Origin of the sequence: Mucilaginibacter sp. (assembly GCF_025362475.1) — a bacterium.
GTDB lineage: Bacteria > Bacteroidota > Bacteroidia > Sphingobacteriales > Sphingobacteriaceae > Mucilaginibacter.
Window position 1 is genome coordinate 1 of record NZ_JANYGH010000063.1, and the last position, 21779, is coordinate 21779.

Below are 21779 nucleotides of genomic sequence, written 5' to 3' on the forward strand. Positions count from 1 at the left end.
TCCTGCTATAAACCAACAACTTACATTTTTGCTAAACCTCAGCCCGAACACCGCCGAACACCCGCATCCTCCTGGCCCGAACACCCGGGGAAGTCAGCAAATGGGCAGATTATTAAATATCTCAATATTGAGCCTAAATGATCGAAAACGGGGAGTTTATGGAATATGCCTATTGAATAATGTGCAAAAAAGTGAAGGTTTTTGCACATGTTTTTTTACTCCGGAACGCATGGCCTTTAATTACAGGTAATTTACTCGTTGTCACTTTAAGGCTCTTTATAACATGATTCACAGGGTTGGCACCTTTTTTAATATTATGCGCAAGTAGCTTAATATTTCTTTTATTTGTAACTCATTCAATTCCCTGAAAAATTATGAATCATATATGCCTCGTGGAGGATGAGGAAAAAGTGGCGGCCTTTATTTCAAAAGGATTACAGGAACATGATTTCCTGGTAACTCATGCCGGGGATGGCTTATCTGCCATTGATCTGATAAGTGCACAATCATTTGACCTTATCATCCTCGATTTGATGCTGCCTGATATCAACGGTGTTGATCTTTGCAGGCAAATAAGGAGGGATAACAGCAAGGTGCCGATATTAATGCTTACCGCGCTTGATCGCGTAGATGATAAAGTAAACGGTTTGCAAGCCGGGGCGGATGATTACCTGGTGAAACCTTTTCATTTTAGCGAACTACTGGCCCGCATTGGTGCATTATTAAGACGATTTAAACCGGATAATCAAAAAGAGGAAGGTTTATTGACATTTAGCGATCTGACACTGAACATATTCACCAAAACTGCCGAGCGTGCCAATGCCGAGATTATGCTTACAACCAAAGAGTATCACCTGCTTGAATTATTTATGCGTAACCCAAACAAAACCTTATCGCGTGATTATATTGCTGAAAAAGTATGGGACATTCAGTTTGATACCGGTACCAATTTTATTGATGTGTACGTGAACTATCTCCGAAAAAAAATTGAAAAGGGTTCGCAGGCCAAGCTGATTCACACCGTAATAGGCATGGGTTATATTTTAAAGGAAAACAAGGCAGTATGAAAATAAAAAACCGGTTGGCCCTTAATTTTACTTTGCTTAGCTCGGCTTTGTTGCTGGTTATAATGGGGATCATGTACCTGGCTTTTGCTGATTTCTTCAGAACAGATTTTTATGGACATTTAAAAGACAGGGCAAAAGTAGCCGCCCAATTATACCTCGAGGCCGACGAAATATCTTCTGACTCGTTAAACCATGTCAGGGAGCGAATGTTGGAAAAACTGCCCGATGAAGTGATACGTGTTTATAACGCCCACAATATCGCCTCGTTTATTAAAGATAGGGAGCAATACTGGAGCATTAATACCATTGAACAGGTACGCAACAAAAAAACTATCAGTTTTAGGGAGGGTGAAAGGCAAACCATAGGTATTTATTACCCTGATAACCAGGGTAATTTTGTTATCCTGGCATCAGCTTATGACCAGCAGGCCAAAATTCGTTTATCCGGTATCATCAGGATCATGATCATCATATTAATTGTGGTGAATTGTTTTTTGTTTTTTATAGGTCGCTGGTTTGCTGAACGGTCATTATTGCCTATAGATGGTGTTATCAGGCAAATGAAATTGATGAATGCCAGTAGCTTACATTTAAGGGTAGATGAGGGAAAGGGTAAAGATGAAATAAGCGCGCTGGCTATTAATTTTAATCGTTTATTAAGCCATTTGCAAAATTCATTTGAGCTACAACAAACTTTCGTGGCCAATGCTTCGCACGAGTTACGTACGCCTGTAACCAGTATTATAGGTGAAATAGAGGTTGCGTTGCATAAACAACGCAGTAGTGCAGAATATGAACAGCTATTAAATTCGGTATTATTTGAGGCAGAACGGTTGGGAGAAACCATTGGTAGCCTTATGGAATTGGCCCAAACCGATATGGAATATACACGCGCAATGCTTGAGCCGGTGCAGATAGATGAACAGATTTGGGAAATACAGCATCATTGGGCAATGTCGCCGGGGCATCCGCAGCTTCAGGTACAAATTGATCATCTACCAGAGGAACAGCAGGCACTGTTCATTAACGCCAACAAAACGCTATTGAAAATTGCCCTCAATAATATTATTGGCAATGCCTTTAAATTTTCGGGCAACAAGCCTGTAATCTGCCGTTTGTATGCAGATGAGCGGTCTGTAGTAATTACCATAGTGGATAAAGGTATTGGTATCCCGGTTGATGACCGGGAAAAAATATTTACGCCATTTTATCGTAGTGCAAACGGGCGGGTATTTGATGGAAACGGGGTGGGGCTTTATGTTGCCTATAAAATTATACAATTATTTAATGGCGCTATTACCATGAATTCTGTTATTAACCAGGGTACAACTTTTACCATCAGCTTTGTGCCTATATTCTAATCTCTTTCTAATCTCGCTTTAATGTGCCTCTAATTTGGGTGGTATAGCTTTGTTCCAAACAAATATACTATGCACCACAAATTTGTTATCGTTCTTTTTTCAATTCAACTATGGTGTATGGCTGTGGGGGGTATTGTTTTCGGACAAACCCCCAACAGCGATACATTAAGTATGACATTGAAAGAGACGGAATCGCAGTTTTTAAAGAATAACCTTAATCTCATTATTCAGCATTATAGTATTGACCAGGCCCAGGCGCAAATAATAACTGCCCGTTTGTTCAATAATCCCGACTTTAGCTTTGCCAACGTTTTATATAATCCTAAAACCAAAAGGTTTTTTGATACAAGTCATGATGGGGGCGAGTATTCTGCCCAGCTATCACAACTTATCCAAACTGCAGGTAAACGCAATAAAAGTATTCAGCTGGCACAGATAAGCGCGCAACAGGCACAATATCAATTATTTGATCTGCTGCGCACGCTTAAATTTACGCTCAGGAATGATTTTTACAAAATTTATTTTCAGGAACAGTCTGCCCGGGTATACCAGGAGGAGATAAATTCACTGGCCAAAACGCTTAAAGTTTTCCAGGAACAGTACAGCAAGGGAAATATCGCCCAAAAAGAAGTACTCAGGATTCAGTCGCAGCTTTACTCATTGCAATCAGAGCTGAACGACCTGATGGATAGTATTGACGATACGCAAAGTGAGTTAAAACTGATGATCAGGGCCAAGCCTTCGGCTTATATTGTTCCACAGGTTGATATTAACCTTGAAGGGAAATCAGTGGTGTCAGAAGTACCCTACCAGCATTTGATTGATTCGGCCTATGCCAACCGGTATGATCTGAAAGTAGCGCGGTCTGTTGTTGATTACAATAACATCAACCTAAAACTTCAAAAGGCAACGGCTGTACCAGATGTTACCTTTTCATTAGCTTATGATAAGCAGGGCAGTTACATCCGCGATTATTCCAGCGCCGGGATAGCTTTTTCTCTGCCATTTTTTAACCGCAACCAGGGTGGTATAAAACAAGCCCGTATAGCAGTTGATGCCAGTAAAGTGCAATTACAAAGTCAGCAAGATCAACTGGAAAGTGAACTTGCCAATGACTATAAAGGAGCCTTACGCCTTGAAAATCTGTACAATAGCTTCGATCCGAAGTTTAAACAGGATTTTAACCACCTGATACAGGAAGTATTTAAAAATTACCAGAAGCACAACATCAGCCTGCTGGAGTTTCTTGATTTTTATGATTCTTACAAAACCAACACCCTACAGTTAAATAACCTGCAGCTTAACCGCATAAGCTCGCTCGAGCAGTTAAATTTTGCTACAGGTACTCCATTTTTTAATCAATAATTACTTAGATATCATGTATCGCCCCTATAAAATAATTGCTTTTGGTGTCATTCCAGCCGTTATATTATCCATATCAGCCTGCACCCATCATGACGATGCCGAAACGGCAAAGGATGCCCATTTCCAGGTAACCGATAGTTTATTACACAGTTTGGTGATTGATACAGTAAAGGCCGAAAACGCGTTATCGGAAATTACGCTTACCGGCAGTATCGCGCCAGACGAAACTAAAATGGTTAAAATTTTCCCGATGGTAAGCGGTATTGCACAGGCAGTACATGTACAATTGGGTGATGTGGTAAAAAAAGGCCAGGTGCTTACTACGATGCGCAGCGCCGAAATAGCAGGCTTTAGCCGTGACATGATCGCGGCCGGGGCCGATTTGCGTAACACCCGCCGGCAACTGGAAACCACACAGGATTTGTACAAAAGTGGCCTGGCATCTGAAAAGGATCTGGAACAAGCCAAATCTGATTACCAAAAAGCAACTGCCGAGAATAGTCGGGCAAGCTCCATAATGTCTATCAACAAAAGTAACGGTAAGGGGTATGAAATACAGGCCCCGCTGGGTGGTTACATCATCGAAAAAAATGTTACGGAAGATATGATGGTAAGAGCTGATAATAATCAGAACCTGTTTACCATTGCAGATCTGTCATCTGTGTATGTGCTCATCAATATGTATGAGTCTGATATTGCCAGTGTTAAGGTTGGCGATGAAGTACAGATATCAACGCTTGCCTATCCCGACAAAGTATTTACCGGTAAAATTGATAAGCTTTTTGATGTGCTTGATCCCGATAACAAAGTAATGCGTGCCCGGGTAATGATCAGGAATCCCGATAATATGCTGAAGCCTGGCATGTTTACCAATGTTAAGATCCGGGCAAAATCAGGCATGAATTTACCGGCCATCAACACCAATGCTATTGTGTTTGATAATGATAAAAACTACGTGGTTGTGGTGGATGGGCCAGCAAAGGTACATATACAACCTATTGAAATAGCCAAACGTGTAGAGGATGTAGCCTACATCAGCAAAGGATTGAAACCGGGGCAACGTATAGTAGCATCGCGACAAGTTTACCTGTATGAGTCTTTAAAAGATTAATACGGATCCCTATCATTTTATTAAAGCAACTTAGATGAACAAGTTCATAAAAGGAGTGCTGTCTTTTGCACTTAAAAACAAGGTTTTTATATTTTTTGTTACGCTGCTGATGGCTGTTGCAGGTTATATCAGCTTCAAAACCATCGCTATAGATGCTTTCCCGGATGTAACCAATACATCGGTAACCATTATAACCCAGTGGCCCGGCCGTAGTGCCGAGGAGGTTGAGAAATTTGTAACCCGCCCAATAGAACTGGCCATGAACCCGGCAGAGAAAAAGACAAGTGTACGCTCGTCATCGCTGTTTGGTTTATCGGTTGTAAAAATCACCTTTGATGATGATGTAGATTACGCATTTGCCCGTTTGCAGATCAATAATCATATTGACGAGGCCAATTTACCCGATGGCATCACGCCGGAGATTGAGCCGCCTTATGGCCCAACAGGTGAAATTTACAGGTATACACTTACCAGCAATAAACGCTCTGTACGCGAATTAAAGACCATACAGGATTGGGTAGTAAGTCGCGAGATAAGGGCAGTACCCGGCGTGGCCGATGTAAACAGCTTTGGCGGCGAGGTGAAAACATACCAGATAACAATTAACCCGCAAAAAGCAGTGCAATATGATATAACCCCGCTGCAATTGTTTGATGCGGTATCAAAAAGCAATGTGAATGTTGGCGGCGACGTGATACAGCAAAGCGGGCAGGCCTATGTGGTTAGAGGCATTGGCTTATTGAACAATATCAGCGAGATAAAAAATATTGTAGTTAACAACATAAAGGGTACGCCCATCTATGTAAAAACCATAGCCGAAGTAACGGAATCAGCCTTGCCCCGCTTAGGACAGGTAGGAAGGGATGTAGACCCGGATGTGGTAGAAGGTATTGTTGTTATGCGCAAAGGGGAAAACCCCAGCGTAGTGATAGCGGGCCTGAAGGATAAGATAAAGGAGCTGAACGGCAGTATATTGCCCGAGGATGTAAAGATCAACACTTTTTATGACCGCGAAACGCTGGTTGATTTTGCCACCCATACCGTATTGCACAATATGGCCGAGGGGATTGTATTTGTAACGGTTATTGTATTGCTTTTCATGGCCGACTGGCGCACCACGGTAATAGTTGCCATTGTTATTCCACTCGCACTGTTGTTTGCTTTCATGTGCCTTAAATTAAAGGGGATGTCGGCCAATCTATTGTCCATGGGGGCTATTGATTTTGGGATCATCATAGATGGGGCTGTGGTGATGGTAGAGGGGATCTTTGTATTGCTTGATCATAAGGCAAAGGAAGTTGGAATGGAAAATTTCAACAAGCTAAGCAAGCTGGGATTGATACGCCAGGCATGTTTGGTAAATGGTAAAGGCATATTTTTTGCAAAGGCTATTATCATAACCGGGCTGTTACCTATATTCAGTTTCCAAAAAGTAGAAGGGAAAATGTTTTCGCCCCTGGCCTGGACATTGAGCTTTGCCCTTTTAGGCGCTTTGTTATTAACCTTTACCCTGGTACCTGCACTGTGCAGCATCCTGTTAAAGAAAAACGTGCGCGAACGCCATAACGTTTTTGTGGAGTTTATTACAAAGCATGCGCTTAGTTTTTATAACCTGTGTTTTAAACGCCGCAAAATAGTTTTCCCGATAGCGCTTATTGCTTTAGTGATTAGCCTGGGTTGCTTTACTTTATTGGGAACCGAGTTTTTACCCGAGCTTAATGAGGGATCTATATATGTAAGAGCTACAGGGCCTTTGAGTACATCACTTGAAGAATCTGTTAAGTTATCAAATGAGATGCGCAAGATCTTCCTGAGCTTTGATGAGGTTAAACAAGTGATATCGCAAACGGGCAGGCCCAATGATGGTACGGATGCCACTGGCTTTTATAACATAGAATTTCATGTTGATATTTATCCGCAGGGCGAATGGAAACGAAAAGAGACGAAGGAAGAATTGATAGCGCGGATGCAGGACAAACTGAAGTTTTATCCCGGAGTAGATTTGAACTTTTCGCAGCCGATATCTGATAACGTTGAAGAAGCAGTGTCGGGAGTAAAGGGATCTATAGTGGTTAAAATGTTTGGCGACAACTACCCATATATTGAGGGTAAAGAAGAACAGATCTATAAAATATTAAAGGGAGTACGTGGCATTGAGGATCTGGGTATTTTACGTAATATGGGGCAGCCTGAACTGCAGATTAACCTTAACCAGGATAAAATGGCCCAGTATGGTGTAACCGCCGCCGATGCTAATGCGGTTATTGAAACCGCCATTGGCGGCCGTGCTGCAACACAGATCTATGAGGGAGAAAGAAAATTTGATCTGAGGATCCGTTACCCGGAGGATTTCAGGAACAATGCCTCTGCCATTGGCGATTTGCGCGTACCAACACTTAACGGGGGCCGCGTACCATTACGCGAGATAGCCGATATCGGGAAAATTACGGGTATCAGTATGATCTATCGTGATAAAAACAGCCGTTATGGTGCTATCAAGTTCTCTATAAGGGGCCGCGATATGGGCAGTACCATTGCAGAGGCGCAAGCCAAAGTAAACGCGCAAATTAAACTGCCTAAGGATTACCGCTTAGAATGGGCAGGTGATTTTGAGAACCAGCAAAGGGCAACCCAAAGACTATCACAGGCTGTACCCGTGAGTTTGCTTATCATCTTTTTTATCCTGTTTATCTTGTTCGGTAATTTCAGGGATTCATTGCTGGTGTTAAATAATGTGCCGTTCGCCATTATGGGTGGGATACTTGCGTTGTTAATCACCGGCGTTAATTTTAACATATCCGCAGGTATCGGTTTTATCGCTTTATTTGGTATTTGTGTTCAAAATGGGGTTATCCTGATCTCCAAATTTAAATCAAACATCAAAGATCTGCGTCATCACCAGTTTACCAACTTTGCCGATGCTTTGAAAAGTGGTGTTGCCGATAGGATGCGCCCGGTTATTATGACTGCTATGATGGCGGCTATTGGTTTACTACCGGCTGCATTATCGGCAGGTATAGGATCCGAAGCATCAAAACCACTGGCCATAGTAGTTATTGGCGGACTAATTACCAATACCATATTCAACCTGTTTGTGTTCCCCATCGTGTTTTACTGGACTTACCTTAAAAGGGTAGAGAACGGCGACACCGGAAGGATTTAACAGGAACTGAAAACTATGTTAGGTGATTAATGGAGGCGGAAAGCCATTAATTGAAGAGGAGAGTTCGCCGGTATATGTTTTTCTTCGGCGGCTGGCAGTAATTGATGGAAATCGAAAGGATTTAGATCAGGACAAATAATTGCTGAGCAATTATTACGTGCTTAGTTTTTCTACAGTCGGCTTTTATTTGGCCGAATACAGGACGTAATTATTGCTCAGCATATCCATATGGAAACCGGTGTATCCGGGGAAGCATTTACGTATAATGTTTGATTTTGGGCCCATATAGCTTGCCGGGAGCATAATAAAGATGGGGCCGCCATGGCCATAATGTACATAGCTATCGAAATTAATTTTGACATCGGCGTCGATAGGATCTAAAATAACATAACGGTTATGGTTAATTTCAAGACCTAGATCCGGGCTAATAAATACGAAGAGCGCATTTTTTGTTTTCCGGTCTAAATCCATAATATAATCCAGCGATGGCTGATCAATGAATGGTAGTGCTACACCAGATGCCCCGTGGGCGTTTACTGTTTTATTTTGATGATAGCTGGGTACAAAATACCGGATGCTTAAAAAGGTGATAAAAAAGCATACCAGTCCGAAAGCTATTTTAAAAGGCGGTTTCCATCGGCTCACCAGGTAAACTACTCCGGGAGTTACCAGTAAACCAATGATCCTGAAATGCCTTGCTTCGTATGAAATATTTGCCTGCCGTAAAAAACTATAGCCAAAAAACAGCACAGATAACACATAAAAAATACTGAGCAATAGGGTATAGTTCTTATTCGGAATTGAACGGTTGATACTTACGATAATCACGACGCTTAATGCAGCCGCTAATAATAGAATAATCAATAACCACTGAGGACTAAGCGACCATTCATTATTGTGAAATAGTACCCCGTTTAATATATCATCTAACGAAAAACCTGCTAAAATTGGGGAAGCCAGTGGAAAGCTAAAGGTTTCCCAACTGAATAGTAACCCTGATGAATCTGATGCAGGGTTTGCGCCCTTAGATAAGTAAAAAACGTATATAGCGGCCAACGATAACGCTGATGGAATGGCAATCCAGATGCCGTTTTTAACCCAATCCATTAGATTTAATTGCTTTTGGGATAGTTTGATCCAGATATACAGGCACCCGGCAGCATACATCCACAAAAAGGATGATTTGCAGAAAAAGCCTATCCAACCGGAAAGCAGCAGGAATACAGTAAACTTCCAATCTGCTTTATCAAAGCTTACACAACCATACAGGAACCACCCAATAAAGCCGAAAAGCAAGACTTCGCCACCGTTATAAAAAACATAAGGGATAAAGAAACCTTGTTGAATTGCTATTACCAATACACTAACTGCTGCCAACGTTGGTGTAAATCCTGCTTTTGTAAAAAAAACATACAATCCGCCTATTCCAAGAAGGCTAAATAAAGTAACAGTAATTGCTGATGCCTGCCCCGTATTGATGCCAAAAACGGATTTAAAAAAGTAAGGAACTAAATACTGCCCGGGCGACCACCATGATAAAAATTCGCTATAATCTTTGCTGAGATCTGCCGGACTGGGTTTGGTGGCTATATTGAACGCGCCACCAGCCTGCATTTTTTGCATCACCTGGAACCCCCAGCTGGGATCAGGGAAGAGGGCGGTAGGCGCAATAAATATCATCGTACCCATAATTAATACCATGATGCCTAAAGCCAACAGGATAATTTTATGGGGTTGTGATTTTTGTAATATCATAGTGTTAGATATATTTATAAGTCAATCTCGCGATCGCGGATCTTTATAGCCGGGTTGCCCTGGTAAACGCTGTAGGCCTGCAGATTTTTTGTGGCTACAGAGCCGCTGGTAAGCACCGAATGACTTGCTGCTACAATACCAAGATTTACAATGGCTCCTGCACCTATCCAAACGCCATCTTCTAAAATCACCTCTTTGGTTATGAGATTGAATGATGTTTTTTTATAGTTATGGCTTCCGGTAAGTAGCACCGCACCCTGCGAAAGGCATACGTTAGCACCGATGCTAATCATAACCAGGCTATCTATCCATACATTTTCGCCTATCCAGCTTTCATCACCAATTTGCAAAAACCAGGGATATTTGATATTTACACACGGCTTAATCGTTACGTTTTTTCCAATCCTGGCGCCAAACATCCGCAGTAAAAATACTTTAAAGGCGCTGGATGGAATAATGCTTGTTTTGAAAAGTACAGCGTTTGTATAAAACCATAAAAGTCTTTTTATAGCATTGCCGCCGGGATGGAATGGATGATTATTATAGGTGGCCAGGTTGGTTTTAAGCATGTTTATTGATTGCTTTGTCGTTTTGCTTTACCCAATAATATAAGCTTATCATAATGATAATGTACAAAATGATATTGAAAATGGTATGATGATCAATTATCCGGTTTGCTTTTTTGTCCCAAAATAAAGCTAAAACTACAAAACGGATAATATTTAAAAGCTCGATACCTATAATTCCGGCTATTAAAAAGATCATTTTTTGTTTCAGCCTTTTGGGATAAGCTATTACAAACGCCGAAAAGAAACTGATTAAGCCCAATCCTAAACACGAATACACTAACACAATGGCGCCTTTGCCCGCCACCAATAATTCTGTGTTATTGTGTACGGATGAAAAGCCAAACCAGCTAAGTACCACGGCGCTGCTTTGTAACAGGAATATTCGCAAACCATTTATATAATTTAAATGCTCAGCTAAAAATGGATAGTAGTGGTTGCCGGGGCTGGTAATACCAAAAAACAAAATATTGAAGTAATAAAACACCAGGAATAAGAACAGGAATGTAAATACAAATTTAAAGGGAGAGTTATTGGTTTGATTTACCCGCGCCGGTTTTTGTTGACTTTTAAGGATTTCATCAATTTTAACATCAACAATCAACCTGAACCAAAAGCCTTGTAAAAAGTGGAATATCATACCAATACGCCCTTCCAGGATACCCAATTGAAATATCATGCGGTAAATAAAATAAAACATTGGCCTTATATATCGCGGCAGTTGCCACCACAGTTGTTTTAGCCAGGCGGTACGCTCATCTGGCGAGCCGAACAGCGATGGCTTAAGAGTTTGTGTTCGCATTTTTTGCATGCGTTCAACCTCTTCATGGGCCAGCAGATCGCTATACCGGTTATGTTTGGCTATCCAGAAACTGATATTGTTTTCCTTGAGATTTTCTTCCAGGATATGGCCATCTTTCCATACTTTGGTTTTGCCGGGTATTATGAACCTGTGATCCATATTTTCGTTCAGATCTGAGTAGCCAACCCCGTACCTGATCATTTTAAGCAGGTAAAAAGGATAATAGCCACCATGCTTTATCCACCGGCCTTTAAAAAAGTTTTTGCGGTTAAAGTAAATGCCATCGATATCCCGGTGCTCATCATCTTTAAAATTGATCAGTTTTTCCTTCAATTCCGGCGTAACCACCTGGTCGGCATCCAAACAAATGATCCAGGGAGTTTTGATATCGAAATTTTTGAGAGCGAAATCCCATTGTTGCGGGTGATTCACGAAATGGTTTTGCAAAATTACCGCGTTTGCCTTTTGAGCTATATTGATCGTATTATCATCACTGCCCGAATCCAAAACAAAAACAGGTGCATTCAACTCTTTGATAGATGCAAGTAAACGGGGCAGATGCTGCTCTTCGTTATAGGTGAGGATGATAAATGAATATACGGGGGTCAATGCTGTTTGCTTATTTTATTGTACAAACCTATGTATTTTTCAACTAAGCTATCGGCACCAAAATCGCTGTAAATAATATCCGGGGCCTGCGCCCTGATAGTATTAAGATCGGTTGGCCTGCCGGCTATCTGATTAATGGCTTCTGCCACAGATACCGCGGTTGTTTTACAGAGCCAACCTAAATGATTTTTACTTACATAATCAGCTAAGCCAACTTCCTCGCTTATCAGTACAGCCGTGCCCACACTCAGGCTTTCAATAACGGCGTTGCCAAAGTTTTCATCATGTGATGGTAATATGAACAGATTATGCTGCTGTAACACCTTAAATTTATCTTCGTTGATGAAACCGGTCCAAGTTATTTTATCGGCAATGCCATTAGTTACAGCTAATGACTTTAAACCAGCTACATACAATTCATTGCCATTGCCTGCAATAGTGAGATGAAAAGGAATATTAACCATTGAAAGGGCATTAAGCAGGATATCCAATCCTTTTTTTTCTTCAATCCTGGAGAAGAAAATTAATTTAATTGGAGACGTAACGATATCGTGTACCTGTGGATGATATACTGGAAGCCTTACAAAATTGGGTATTGTAGTGTTGCTTTTTGGTTTGATGATACAGTTTACCGCATCGCTTTCTCTTTGAGATGTTGCGTGGATGTGGCAATGCTTTAATACCGGTTTACCCAATAAATTATGAATGAGTGCTTTAATGCCCTGGTTTTTATTTTGAAACGAATAAGGGCTTAAGGTACCCCGGGCCGAAACTAAAACAGGCACCCCACGCATAACAGTGACAAGGCAGGACAGTACAGAAACCAGATTCCACCACGCGTGGAGATGCACTACATCATAAGCTTTGGCATTTTTCCAAACGGCTTTTAACAGCGCAGGTGAAAGGTGGCTGTGGTCTTTAGTGATGCGTTTAAAATAGGTAACCTCAACACCATCAACCACCACCGTTTGGTTTGGGACTACATCAAGTTCGTGTGGACCGTTGGCTGTGGTGGTATATACACTAATTTGGCAACCCGCTTTTACCAGTTGCTCGCAAAGCATCGCTACAGACATGGTTGGCCCGCCATAAATATAGGCTGGTTTATAGGCAGCAGAGATCTGTAATATTTTCAACCCTCTTTTAAGATATTGGATACGGTAAGTATTTTATGTACCACAAACATGCTGATGAAACTCCAGAACACGGTGTTGACGAGAAATTCAAAACTAAGGCCACGCCACATGATCTGGAAAAGGCCGCTGAAAACAAGAGCCGTTCCTAAAATATATCCGCCAAAAAGATTTTCAGCTTTGGTGGATATCAGCTGTGCAACTGCTCCGTAAATAAACATGGATAAAAAAACGCCAAGTGCTCCATCGGTAAGGTAGGCGTCAACAATAAAGGCAGGCTTTGCAGATACTGATGATGCTCTGTTTACCACACCTGCATCATAAACGCGTTCCATGATCAGGTCTTCGGTACTTGGTTTGTCCGGCCAGAAAGCACGTGGGATAATGGCCATTCCGGATTGTTGGATCAGTTTGGTGCCGTAAAAATCAACATTTTTAGGTGTTGATTGAGTGAACTTGATAAACATATCAATCTCACTTAACCTGTACACCAGGAATCCCCAGTTGGAATCATCTTCATCGCCGGAGTCAACACTATTCAACGCGGCATTTAATGCCAGTTCTGTCGCTTCATCTGTAGAAGCATTTTCAGACCATGCATTTTGCCTGAAGATTCTGTTATAGGTAGGCAGAAACATAAATAGAAGCAATAGGATAGGAATGAAAATACCAGCCACCAGTTTTTTATAATTAGGGTACAGAAATATTCCCAACACCAAAACACTAATAATAATGGGTTCTTTAAAACCAGAAATGAGTGCCTGGTAAAAGTTGAAAAAGTAAAAGCAAATACAAATAAGGGTATTGCCAATTTTTTTAAGCGGAATGGCAAAGGCAAGCGCCAAAGTACCGGCAATAAAACTTAAGGAGCTGAATTGATTTGCAAATTGCGATAAACCAGGAATTTTAATGAATAATATAGAGGCAGGGAAACTGAACACTGCAAACATCATCAGTAAATTGGCCAGTTTATCTTGTGAAATATGGTATTTGGATTTAGCCGAATAATCCATAAAGATTAAGATACCAGTAACAAAGGCGGCGTGACCTAAACAATAATACCGTTGGCATTGGGCCGTAAATTGAAGCCTGTCCTGGTCAATTAGGGTAGTACGTACTTTTTCAAAGTTTTGATACCCCAATACATCCAGGAAATAAAATATGGAGGTACAGGCCATATACCCCGCAAAAATTATCTGGACCAAAAAAATTGGCCGCATGAGTTGTTCGGCAATGCTCCTGTCATTCGGCAGGGGCTTAACCCAACCGGTTAACGTCAAAAAAAATATCAGGAAGGATCCCAGCCAGGCGATCAGGTAGGATAATTCATAATCGCTTTTCAGTAAAGCGGCCAGCGCCCAGGGAATGAACAATATTAAAAAACGCTCTAATGGAACTTGTTTACCTTGCATTGCTATTTCTTAGTATGTTTAAAATGGCATCTGCCTGATTTGTAAAACTCCATGCAGCTATTTTGTTTTTAGCATTCTGACCCAAAACTTTCAGCGTTGTTTTATTGAAAATAAGTTTGCTCAATTTGGTACTGATGTCGGTTAAGTTTCCTGCTTCAAATATTTCGCCGGTAATACCAGGTACCACCAAATCTACGGCGCAACCGCATTTATCAGATACCAGCACGGGCTTTCCCGCGGCCATGGCCTCATTTACCGCAAGCCCCCATGTTTCTCCCGGGCCTTTTGAGGGCAGGCAAAACAAATCACATGCCTGGTATGCTACCGGCATTAATGATTGATTATAAAAATCAATAAAGTGAACTTTGTTTTTTTTACCCGCATTGGTTTTTAATGAAACTTCTAAATTACCGTTACCAACAAATAATAAATGGGTGTTTGGCATGTTCAAAGTTAAAAAAGCATCCAGCAATAATTGGGGTGATTTTTTTTCTTCCAGCTTACCTGCAAATAGTATCAATGTTTCGGCTGCGGTAATGCCCAGGCTTTGCCTTAATTTATCGGATTCATCCGTCCTCTGCACACCAAACCGATCATTATCTATGGCGTGTGGGGCAAAACTAAGTTGCCCGGCGTTTAAACCATATTTCTCGAAGTAAGCTTTGTTATTACTACCTACGTAAAAGGCATGAGTAATATGATGATACACCCATTTTAAAAAAGTGGATCGTAATAACGCTTTAAATCCTTCCTGAGCATCAAGCAGCGTTGAATCGCCACGGAAATAAACGGGTAATTTGCTTTTAAAATGCCGGATAACTTTTAAATGGCTATCATATGCCCAGCCATAAACCAGTATAACATCAGCCTGCCAGGTTTTGATCTGGCTGATTAATCCGGGGTTCACTATGCCCTTAAAATGATGCGAACCCGGATCTGTTGATGTGTTTTCAACCCATTCGTATGGATAGCCATCTGTTAAAGGCATGTCCCAGGATATAGTTTTCCCAAAACCGGGATCGAATTTCTCCTGTGCGCTTTCTCCCCAGGTATAAAATACTTTAATATCAACCTGTTGCTTTTCATGCAATAGTTTAAAAACCGGTGCATAATACTGTATAGGATGGGTGGTTATAATAGCCAGGCGCATATCAGATGGTTTCGCCCATTATATTAAATCCTTTGGCGGTTTTTAACCGGTGATTGATAAAATCAGCGTCGCGGCAGTAAATGGTATTATAACTACCGAATGAGGGCATCAAATTTAAATTTCTGTTGAAGGGATCATATTGGTAAGGTTTAAATCCATTGGCCAGCAGTAGCTGATGGATATCTTCCTCATTAAATCCATAGCGGATGCCACTGCCATTTAGCTCGATGATAATAGCTTTAAGCGATTCCAGCTTCAACGTATCGTGCATCCCTTTCAACACTTCGGTTTCAAAACCTTCTACGTCAATTTTTATCAACGCGGGGTTATCATTTACAGAAATGGAATCAATCGTGATCACCTTTACTGTTTCAACGTCGGTATTTTGTGTTTCATCAGGGCTGATAATATGATTGGTAGTATCCTCGTTTTTTGAAAATGTTAGTACACCGGCTTCGGCTCCTGCTGCGGCATTAATCAAAGTGGCCTTATCCTGGAGGTTATTTAGGCTGATATTTTTATGGGTGATAGCCGCGGTATTTGCTGATGCTTCAATGGCGATGGTTTTGGCCTGGCATACTCCGGATGCCAGCAAAGTGTAAGAACCCACGTTAGCGCCAATATCAAAAAAAACATCGGCCGGCCTTAAAAAGTGCAGTAAAAAGGCCATATCATTAAACTCATGCAGGCCGGTATAAATATTGCCGGTGATGCCGGTTAAGCCTTTACGGGCATGAAATTTTACTCCTGACAGGTAAGGTTTTACAATAAATTTGGATGGACGAAGGCTGCCTTGAATTTGCCACCAAACAAACCGGATGAGTGCCTTAACCGGGTGCCTTTTACCTAAAGGGTGATTATATATAAAGCCAAACGTTCTTTTAATTTTTTCCACTAATAACGCTATCAAAAAGTTTGCATTGGTTAAAGGCCATTTGCCTGGCCGAATATTTATTTACAATTGCCGCATTATACTTTGGCTGTTGATGATTGCCGTTAAGCAATGCTGCCAGGAATAAGTTAATATCCGAATCGGTTATGGTGTCGTAATCAAAAACATCGTTCACACCATATTCCTTCATGATATTTATAGCCGAACTTGCCGCGTTAAAAATGGCCAATATGGGTTTTTGAGTTAGGAGGTATGGATATATTTTTGAAGCCGTGTATTTAGGATCGTCAGAGCCGGGAATAAAAAGCGCGTTTGCCTGTTGCAAAGTAGCCAGTGTATGATAATAGCTGATCCGATCGGTAATTTCAACTACCTGGCCGTCTACACCAAACTGTTTGGCAAGTGGCATTATAGTTGGATTGCCCTTGCCATTTGGAGCGTAACTTGTGCCGATAAAATAGAACATAAATGATTTTAAGGCTTCATTCTCGTTTTGTAATCCATTTTTAAGCACTTTAAATAAAGGCGTTATTGCCTTATGCATATCCGCGCCTCCACGACCGATGTAAACAACGTTGATTGATCCTTTATTAAGCAGCTTATTAAATAATTTTTCATTTTTTTCGGCTATCTGCATATCAGGATCAAATGCACCAAATGTTATGGTTGCAGAAGGTATGTTTTTTATTTCCGGATATTTTTTTTTCAAGTCGATGATGTAATCATCAGATACGCTGATTAAACCATCTACATTTTTCATGGCTATTGGCTCCAGGTATTTGTTGAGGCGATACGAGAACCAATATTTGGGCGGCCTTTGAGCTTTGGGTTTATCCTGGTAATAATCAGAAAACCAGGGATCCTGCATATCTATTACATACGGTATCCCAAAACGTTTTTTCCAGTAGGCGCCCAGGATGCAAACCGGAAACTGCGTAGTGGAAAAATAGATAAGATCATATTTTTGAGCTTTTAAAAGCTTGTTGACCTTTTGGCTGTAGAACCACAGGGAACGTAGGGAAATGCTGCCTAACCCTAATTTGGAAGTAAGATGTTTTTTTAAAGCACTTACCTTATGGATTTTTATTTGAGGTGGTACACTTTGTAGCAACAACTCATCAATAGCCATATCTGCATATTTTTCATCAACCATTACTACTTCGGCTTCCCAGTCATTACCGGCAAAATAGGGGAGACTCATGCGTACCCGTTGCATATCAGCAGCGTTTACAGGGGGAAAATAAGGAGAAATGATGAGCAGGCGTTTCAATTTTCCTGGAGGGTTTTATCCACTATGGCTATAAATTTTTCACGTTCAGTTTCCCAATTCAACTCATTTTGACCAAGCATGTAATTGTGTCGCCGGGTTTCATAAAGAAGTTGTGGATTTTCGGCATACTTCTTTAGGCAGTTTGCCATGGATATGGCGTCATTCTTTTTATATAATTTGGCCACACCCGGGTATTGTTCAAGGAACATACTTTGGGCTTTGGTATCACTTGCAATTATGGCCAAACCGGATTGAATATAGGTGAAGATCTTATTGCTTAAAGCAATGTCATTATTTAAGCAATAAGCTGTTTCCATAGCTAAGCCAATATCAAACTGACTGGCAAAACCTTCAATTTCTACAGTTGAAACGGGCGGGTGAATATGAATTTTTAAAGGTGCCTGGTTTTCAATAAATACCTTGAAGTCTCCGTCGGGTAAATTACCTAAAAGGTGCAGCTCCAAAGTATTATTGTTTAGCAATTTACTGTTGTTTAAAAGATGCATGGCGTTTACTACATCTTCAATTCCACGGTTGATACCAATGGTTTGTGAAAGCCAAAATAACTTTATTACAGATTTATGTAATAAAGTTGATGTAAAAGGGATAGTGTTTTTTACAAACACATTGTTTATCACTACCGGGTTAAGATAAGGATATAACTGTTTGTATTGCTGTGCTATAGAAGGACTGGCAGCCGTAAAATAATCAGTATGTGCGAAATATTTTTCTTCGATGTATTTATTTAGGCGACTATCTGTGCTCTCCGGATCTCCAAAGCCCGAATGCATATCTTCGGCATCATAACCAACTTTTGCATTTGAATGTTTAGAGGCCAACACGGCTGTGGGCAAAGCGCCAAGGTTATGTGCTATATAAATATCAGTCTGTATTTTTTTTGCGATAGAAAGCGCTTCTGCGTGTGTCCTGCTGACAGCATTTTCATATACATGCCCCAGTTTTGTGAAACCGGAAAGATATTTACTGATTTTTTGCCTGATGCGGGTTTTGTAATAACTAAGTTTTGAAGTAACCGGATTCCCCCCGCAAAAAATATACACTCCGGGGTTTTTATCAATTATTTCATGATCAAATTTTTGAGCCCATGACTGATAAAAGCAATATATAACCTTTACCTGGTAGCCAAACATAATTAATGTTTCTACTTCCTTAACTAAGCGTGGATTAGTTGTTGGTTGGCCTGTGGTAATAAAGGTAACCCGCTTCATTTACTTAGTGCCAGCTGATAAAGGTTTTCGTACTGTCGGGCCAAAACATCGGCACTGAATTTTTCTTCGGCTATCCGGCGGCAATTTAACCTGTTTATTTTACCAATATTGTGGATACCGCTTAGCAATTCCTGCTCGTTATTACAAACATAGCCATTGATGCCATCGGTAACAACTTCCGGAATTGCACCCCTGTTGTAACCTATTACTGGTGTACCACAAGCTAAAGCTTCGGCCATTACTATTCCAAAGGGCTCATCCCAGGTTACAGGCATCAATAAGGCCTGTGCATTTCTGAGCAATTGATTTTTTTGCTGATCATCAACCGGGCCTATATACCTGATCTGGTCATTATCTATATACGGTTTTACTTCCGAATAAAAATATTCCTGGTGTAGTTTTTCTACCGGTATATTGCCCGCAATTATCAGCTTGCTGTTGGTTTCAATTACCAGTTTAATGGCTATAGCTGTGCCTTTTTCTTTCTGTATCCTTCCTAAAAAAACAAACGGGGCATCGGCATCAACTGTGCTGTTAACCTGGTAGTCATTTATGTTAACCCCATTATATATGGTTGTAACGTGGCAATGATCATTAATTTGGCGGGCTATATAATTGCTGCATGCCGTAAAATAAAGCGAATGTTTGCGTGCAATTTTTGATGCTTTTATTACCTGCGAAATTGTTGGCGGTAGCTGGTATGATACTATTTTGGGCAGTTTGCTAAACATGAGCCATGCTATATTGCTCATGCGCCCAAAAGTGTGCACGAGATCAAAGTGCTGATAGGCAATTTTTGAAGTGAGTAGATTTATTTTCAACATATCCTGAAGGCCATAATTTTCATGCTCGCGGTAGGGTACCAGTTGACAGCCTGCTTCGGAGTTTTCATTTGCAAACAGGGTAATATCATGGCCATACTGCTGCAGTTCCTGTATCAGCATAAAAACAATGCGCTCGATTCCTCCGTATTGTTTTGGAGGCACAGGAATTAATGGATTCACTATGATAGCTATCTTCATGCGGTAAGTAATAGTGATATCATTATTGAATGAGTTTTTTTATACTCTTGGTTATTTTCCACCCCAGTATGGATGCTAAAAATTTGGTGTAAGCGCCAGATGGAAAGGGGAAATTTGCCCCGCCATATTCAATGATCTTCTTTTCTGCATATCCAATTAATTCCTTCTCATCAGGATATACATCATATATAAAGCATTGCAAAAAATTAGCGCAACTTTGTTTTATAAGGCTGCTATTGTAACGCTTTACAACCATTTCGGTAGACAATAGTATTGATTTATAAAGGGATGTGTACGCTGCCGATCCTTTTTTACTGGATAAGCCCTCGATTCCAGACCGATAATAGAGAATAGCTGCGTTATTAAAAACTATTTTTTCTGCGGACAAAAATATGCGGGTAAAAAATTCGAGATCGTCATTTAATGATAGGTTCTCATTCCATAGCCCGGCTTGTTCTAAAATACTTTTAGGTATAATAGCCCTGCCCGGATTGGTCATCGGAGTACAGTTATACCAATAAAGCTTTATCCATTCCTCAAATGTCATGTCGGTATCTGGCAGTTTATTTAATTGAAATGTACTGATGTCGTCATGATAAAACCTTCCCCAGGCAGATAAAACTATAACATCTTTTTTATCCCTGATCCTGTTTAATTGGTGCCAAATAAAATCGGGTTGAACGTAATCATCAGCGTCAAAAAAAACAATATATTCTCCCCTGGCTTTGTTATAGGCTATGTTACGTGCTTTCGCGGCTCCGCCATTGCCAACATTTATTAGTACTACGCGTTCATCTTTAATATTGTTGACCACCGCCTTAGTGCCATCATTTGAGCCATCATTTACAACAATTATCTCGATGTTTTTATAAGTTTGGGAAAGAAAGCAACTTATTGTATCTCCAATATATTTCTCACAATTATAAGCGGGTATACATATAGAAATCAGCGGGGTATTATCCATTAAATTACTTTTTTCCATGCATTGTTATAATACTGTTTTTTCGACAGATCAACATAATGGTGTAAAGTGCCTTTGTCGTTTGCTGTGACATCAACATTGGGATTAACAATATATTTATCTGCCGATAAAACAACACATGGAGTATTGGCTATTAACATAGCCGATAATGCCTGTTCTAAATAATAGGACTTTCCTGCTGCCTCTTCTAAAACCGGGATCCAGCTTTCCAGGTTTTCCCAGTTTATGGCATTACTGTTTAAACCTATAGCGCCTACGTTTAGTAATGAAGGTATTTTTCCTTTTACCAGTTGTGCCATCAACGGAGGTGAATAGCCATATGATTCTGTACAATCTACCATGTGCAATGGTTTATCCGGATTTTTTAGCCAATTGATCATTGCTACCGGGTTATCCCAAAATAACATATCTGAATCGAGCACAAGCTTCCAACCGTTGCCGGGTATAGTATGGATGTCTGTAAGTTTTTTTATGTGCGGATATTCGGTACGTTTATGCCACAATACAGGGTATTTACTTATGGGTAAAACTTTTTCCAGGTTTTGTGTTATCAATGCTTGGGTAATCACATCGGCCCCCGGCAATTGTTTATTTATTTGGTCGACAATTTCCTTATTAAAACTTCCGTCATCTACCAGTACAAACCTCAATTTTTCTGCAGAATGCTTATTTAATGACTGGATGCAAAACAGGGTTTGATATAGGTAGTTTTTACCTGTTAAAAAGTATATGGGCAAACCATCGGCGTAAGAGTTTACCGGTGGTAAATCCTGAGATGCTTTTTCCATCAACTTACAATTATGCATCATATGCCTGTAGCTAAAGTAACCGCCAAGTTTTGACATTCTTTTAAGCTTGGCTACGGGATAGCGGTATAATACATTGATAAT

17 protein-coding genes are annotated in these 21779 nt (G+C 40.6%); 5 read left to right on the forward strand and 12 right to left on the reverse strand.

Annotated elements, in window-relative coordinates:
• Positions 1 to 374: 374 nt before the first annotated feature.
• From Q0R88_RS21400 to Q0R88_RS21420, 5 genes are all read left to right on the forward strand, one after another.
• Positions 375 to 1067, forward strand: a complete 693-nt coding sequence (locus Q0R88_RS21400) for a response regulator transcription factor (RefSeq protein WP_295720224.1) — start codon at positions 375 to 377, stop codon at positions 1065 to 1067.
• Positions 1064 to 2428 (forward strand): HAMP domain-containing sensor histidine kinase, encoded by a 1365-nt coding sequence (locus tag Q0R88_RS21405; protein WP_295720226.1) that lies wholly within the window; start codon positions 1064 to 1066, stop codon positions 2426 to 2428. The genes Q0R88_RS21400 and Q0R88_RS21405 overlap by 4 nt, the downstream gene beginning before the upstream one ends.
• Positions 2429 to 2497: 69 nt before the next feature.
• Complete coding sequence (locus Q0R88_RS21410) at positions 2498 to 3793, forward strand: TolC family protein (RefSeq protein WP_295720228.1); 1296 nt, start codon at positions 2498 to 2500, stop codon at positions 3791 to 3793.
• Between the two features lie 13 nt (positions 3794 to 3806).
• Positions 3807 to 4904, forward strand: a complete 1098-nt coding sequence (locus tag Q0R88_RS21415) for an efflux RND transporter periplasmic adaptor subunit (RefSeq protein ID WP_295720231.1) — start codon at positions 3807 to 3809, stop codon at positions 4902 to 4904.
• Positions 4905 to 4938: 34 nt separating this feature from the next.
• Positions 4939 to 8067: a CusA/CzcA family heavy metal efflux RND transporter gene (locus tag Q0R88_RS21420; protein WP_295720234.1), complete on the forward strand. Its 3129-nt coding sequence runs from the start codon at positions 4939 to 4941 to the stop codon at positions 8065 to 8067.
• 183 nt (positions 8068 to 8250) lie between these two features.
• On the opposite strand, the gene Q0R88_RS21425 is transcribed toward Q0R88_RS21420, so the two are convergent.
• The 12 genes from Q0R88_RS21425 to Q0R88_RS21480 are packed head-to-tail and all read right to left on the reverse strand — an operon-like array spanning position 8251 to position 21734.
• Positions 8251 to 9822, reverse strand: coding sequence for a hypothetical protein (locus Q0R88_RS21425; protein ID WP_295720237.1), 1572 nt, complete (start codon positions 9820 to 9822; stop codon positions 8251 to 8253).
• 14 nt (positions 9823 to 9836) lie between these two features.
• Positions 9837 to 10391: a WcaF family extracellular polysaccharide biosynthesis acetyltransferase gene (locus Q0R88_RS21430; RefSeq protein WP_295720238.1), complete on the reverse strand. Its 555-nt coding sequence runs from the start codon at positions 10389 to 10391 to the stop codon at positions 9837 to 9839.
• Positions 10384 to 11799 (reverse strand): exosortase Y, encoded by a 1416-nt coding sequence (gene xrtY, locus Q0R88_RS21435; RefSeq protein ID WP_295720241.1) that lies wholly within the window; start codon positions 11797 to 11799, stop codon positions 10384 to 10386. The genes Q0R88_RS21430 and xrtY overlap by 8 nt, the downstream gene beginning before the upstream one ends.
• Entirely contained in the window at positions 11796 to 12935 is a 1140-nt protein-coding gene (locus Q0R88_RS21440; RefSeq protein WP_295720242.1) for an XrtY-associated glycosyltransferase XYAG1, read from the reverse strand. The genes xrtY and Q0R88_RS21440 overlap by 4 nt, the downstream gene beginning before the upstream one ends.
• Positions 12932 to 14344: an exosortase Y-associated Wzy-like protein gene (locus Q0R88_RS21445; RefSeq protein ID WP_295720244.1), complete on the reverse strand. Its 1413-nt coding sequence runs from the start codon at positions 14342 to 14344 to the stop codon at positions 12932 to 12934. Before Q0R88_RS21445 ends, Q0R88_RS21440 begins: the two co-directional genes overlap by 4 nt.
• Entirely contained in the window at positions 14334 to 15494 is a 1161-nt protein-coding gene (locus Q0R88_RS21450; protein WP_295720247.1) for a glycosyltransferase family 4 protein, read from the reverse strand. The genes Q0R88_RS21445 and Q0R88_RS21450 overlap by 11 nt, the downstream gene beginning before the upstream one ends.
• A gap of 1 nt (position 15495) precedes the next feature.
• Entirely contained in the window at positions 15496 to 16389 is an 894-nt protein-coding gene (locus Q0R88_RS21455; RefSeq protein WP_295720249.1) for an FkbM family methyltransferase, read from the reverse strand.
• A complete protein-coding gene (locus Q0R88_RS21460; protein ID WP_295720250.1) occupies positions 16376 to 17656 on the reverse strand; it encodes a glycosyltransferase in 1281 nt (426 codons plus the stop codon). The genes Q0R88_RS21455 and Q0R88_RS21460 overlap by 14 nt, the downstream gene beginning before the upstream one ends.
• Complete coding sequence (locus tag Q0R88_RS21465) at positions 17653 to 18885, reverse strand: hypothetical protein (protein WP_295720252.1); 1233 nt, start codon at positions 18883 to 18885, stop codon at positions 17653 to 17655. Before Q0R88_RS21465 ends, Q0R88_RS21460 begins: the two co-directional genes overlap by 4 nt.
• A complete protein-coding gene (locus Q0R88_RS21470) occupies positions 18882 to 19907 on the reverse strand; it encodes a glycosyltransferase family 4 protein (RefSeq protein ID WP_295720254.1) in 1026 nt (341 codons plus the stop codon). Before Q0R88_RS21470 ends, Q0R88_RS21465 begins: the two co-directional genes overlap by 4 nt.
• Positions 19908 to 19929: 22 nt before the next feature.
• Positions 19930 to 20889, reverse strand: coding sequence for a glycosyltransferase family 2 protein (locus tag Q0R88_RS21475; protein WP_295720256.1), 960 nt, complete (start codon positions 20887 to 20889; stop codon positions 19930 to 19932).
• A complete protein-coding gene (locus tag Q0R88_RS21480; protein WP_295720258.1) occupies positions 20871 to 21734 on the reverse strand; it encodes a hypothetical protein in 864 nt (287 codons plus the stop codon). Before Q0R88_RS21480 ends, Q0R88_RS21475 begins: the two co-directional genes overlap by 19 nt.
• Between the last annotated feature and the right edge of the window lie 45 nt (positions 21735 to 21779).

What these genes read in the sequence shown, in the direction of transcription:
- Q0R88_RS21400 (WP_295720224.1), top strand. Translation starts at nt 375, where the DNA reads ATGAATCATATATGCCTCGTGGAGGATGAGGAAAAAGTGGCGGCCTTT.
- Q0R88_RS21405 (WP_295720226.1), top strand. Translation starts at nt 1,064, where the DNA reads ATGAAAATAAAAAACCGGTTGGCCCTTAATTTTACTTTGCTTAGCTCG.
- Q0R88_RS21410 (WP_295720228.1), top strand. Translation starts at nt 2,498, where the DNA reads ATGCACCACAAATTTGTTATCGTTCTTTTTTCAATTCAACTATGGTGT.
- Q0R88_RS21415 (WP_295720231.1), top strand. Translation starts at nt 3,807, where the DNA reads ATGTATCGCCCCTATAAAATAATTGCTTTTGGTGTCATTCCAGCCGTT.
- Q0R88_RS21420 (WP_295720234.1), top strand. Translation starts at nt 4,939, where the DNA reads ATGAACAAGTTCATAAAAGGAGTGCTGTCTTTTGCACTTAAAAACAAG.
- Q0R88_RS21425 (WP_295720237.1), bottom strand. Translation starts at nt 9,822, where the DNA reads ATGATATTACAAAAATCACAACCCCATAAAATTATCCTGTTGGCTTTA.
- Q0R88_RS21430 (WP_295720238.1), bottom strand. Translation starts at nt 10,391, where the DNA reads ATGCTTAAAACCAACCTGGCCACCTATAATAATCATCCATTCCATCCC.
- Q0R88_RS21445 (WP_295720244.1), bottom strand. Translation starts at nt 14,344, where the DNA reads ATGCAAGGTAAACAAGTTCCATTAGAGCGTTTTTTAATATTGTTCATT.
- Q0R88_RS21450 (WP_295720247.1), bottom strand. Translation starts at nt 15,494, where the DNA reads ATGCGCCTGGCTATTATAACCACCCATCCTATACAGTATTATGCACCG.
- Q0R88_RS21465 (WP_295720252.1), bottom strand. Translation starts at nt 18,885, where the DNA reads ATGAAGCGGGTTACCTTTATTACCACAGGCCAACCAACAACTAATCCA.
- Q0R88_RS21470 (WP_295720254.1), bottom strand. Translation starts at nt 19,907, where the DNA reads ATGAAGATAGCTATCATAGTGAATCCATTAATTCCTGTGCCTCCAAAA.
- Q0R88_RS21475 (WP_295720256.1), bottom strand. Translation starts at nt 20,889, where the DNA reads ATGGAAAAAAGTAATTTAATGGATAATACCCCGCTGATTTCTATATGT.
- Q0R88_RS21480 (WP_295720258.1), bottom strand. Translation starts at nt 21,734, where the DNA reads ATGTCAAAACTTGGCGGTTACTTTAGCTACAGGCATATGATGCATAAT.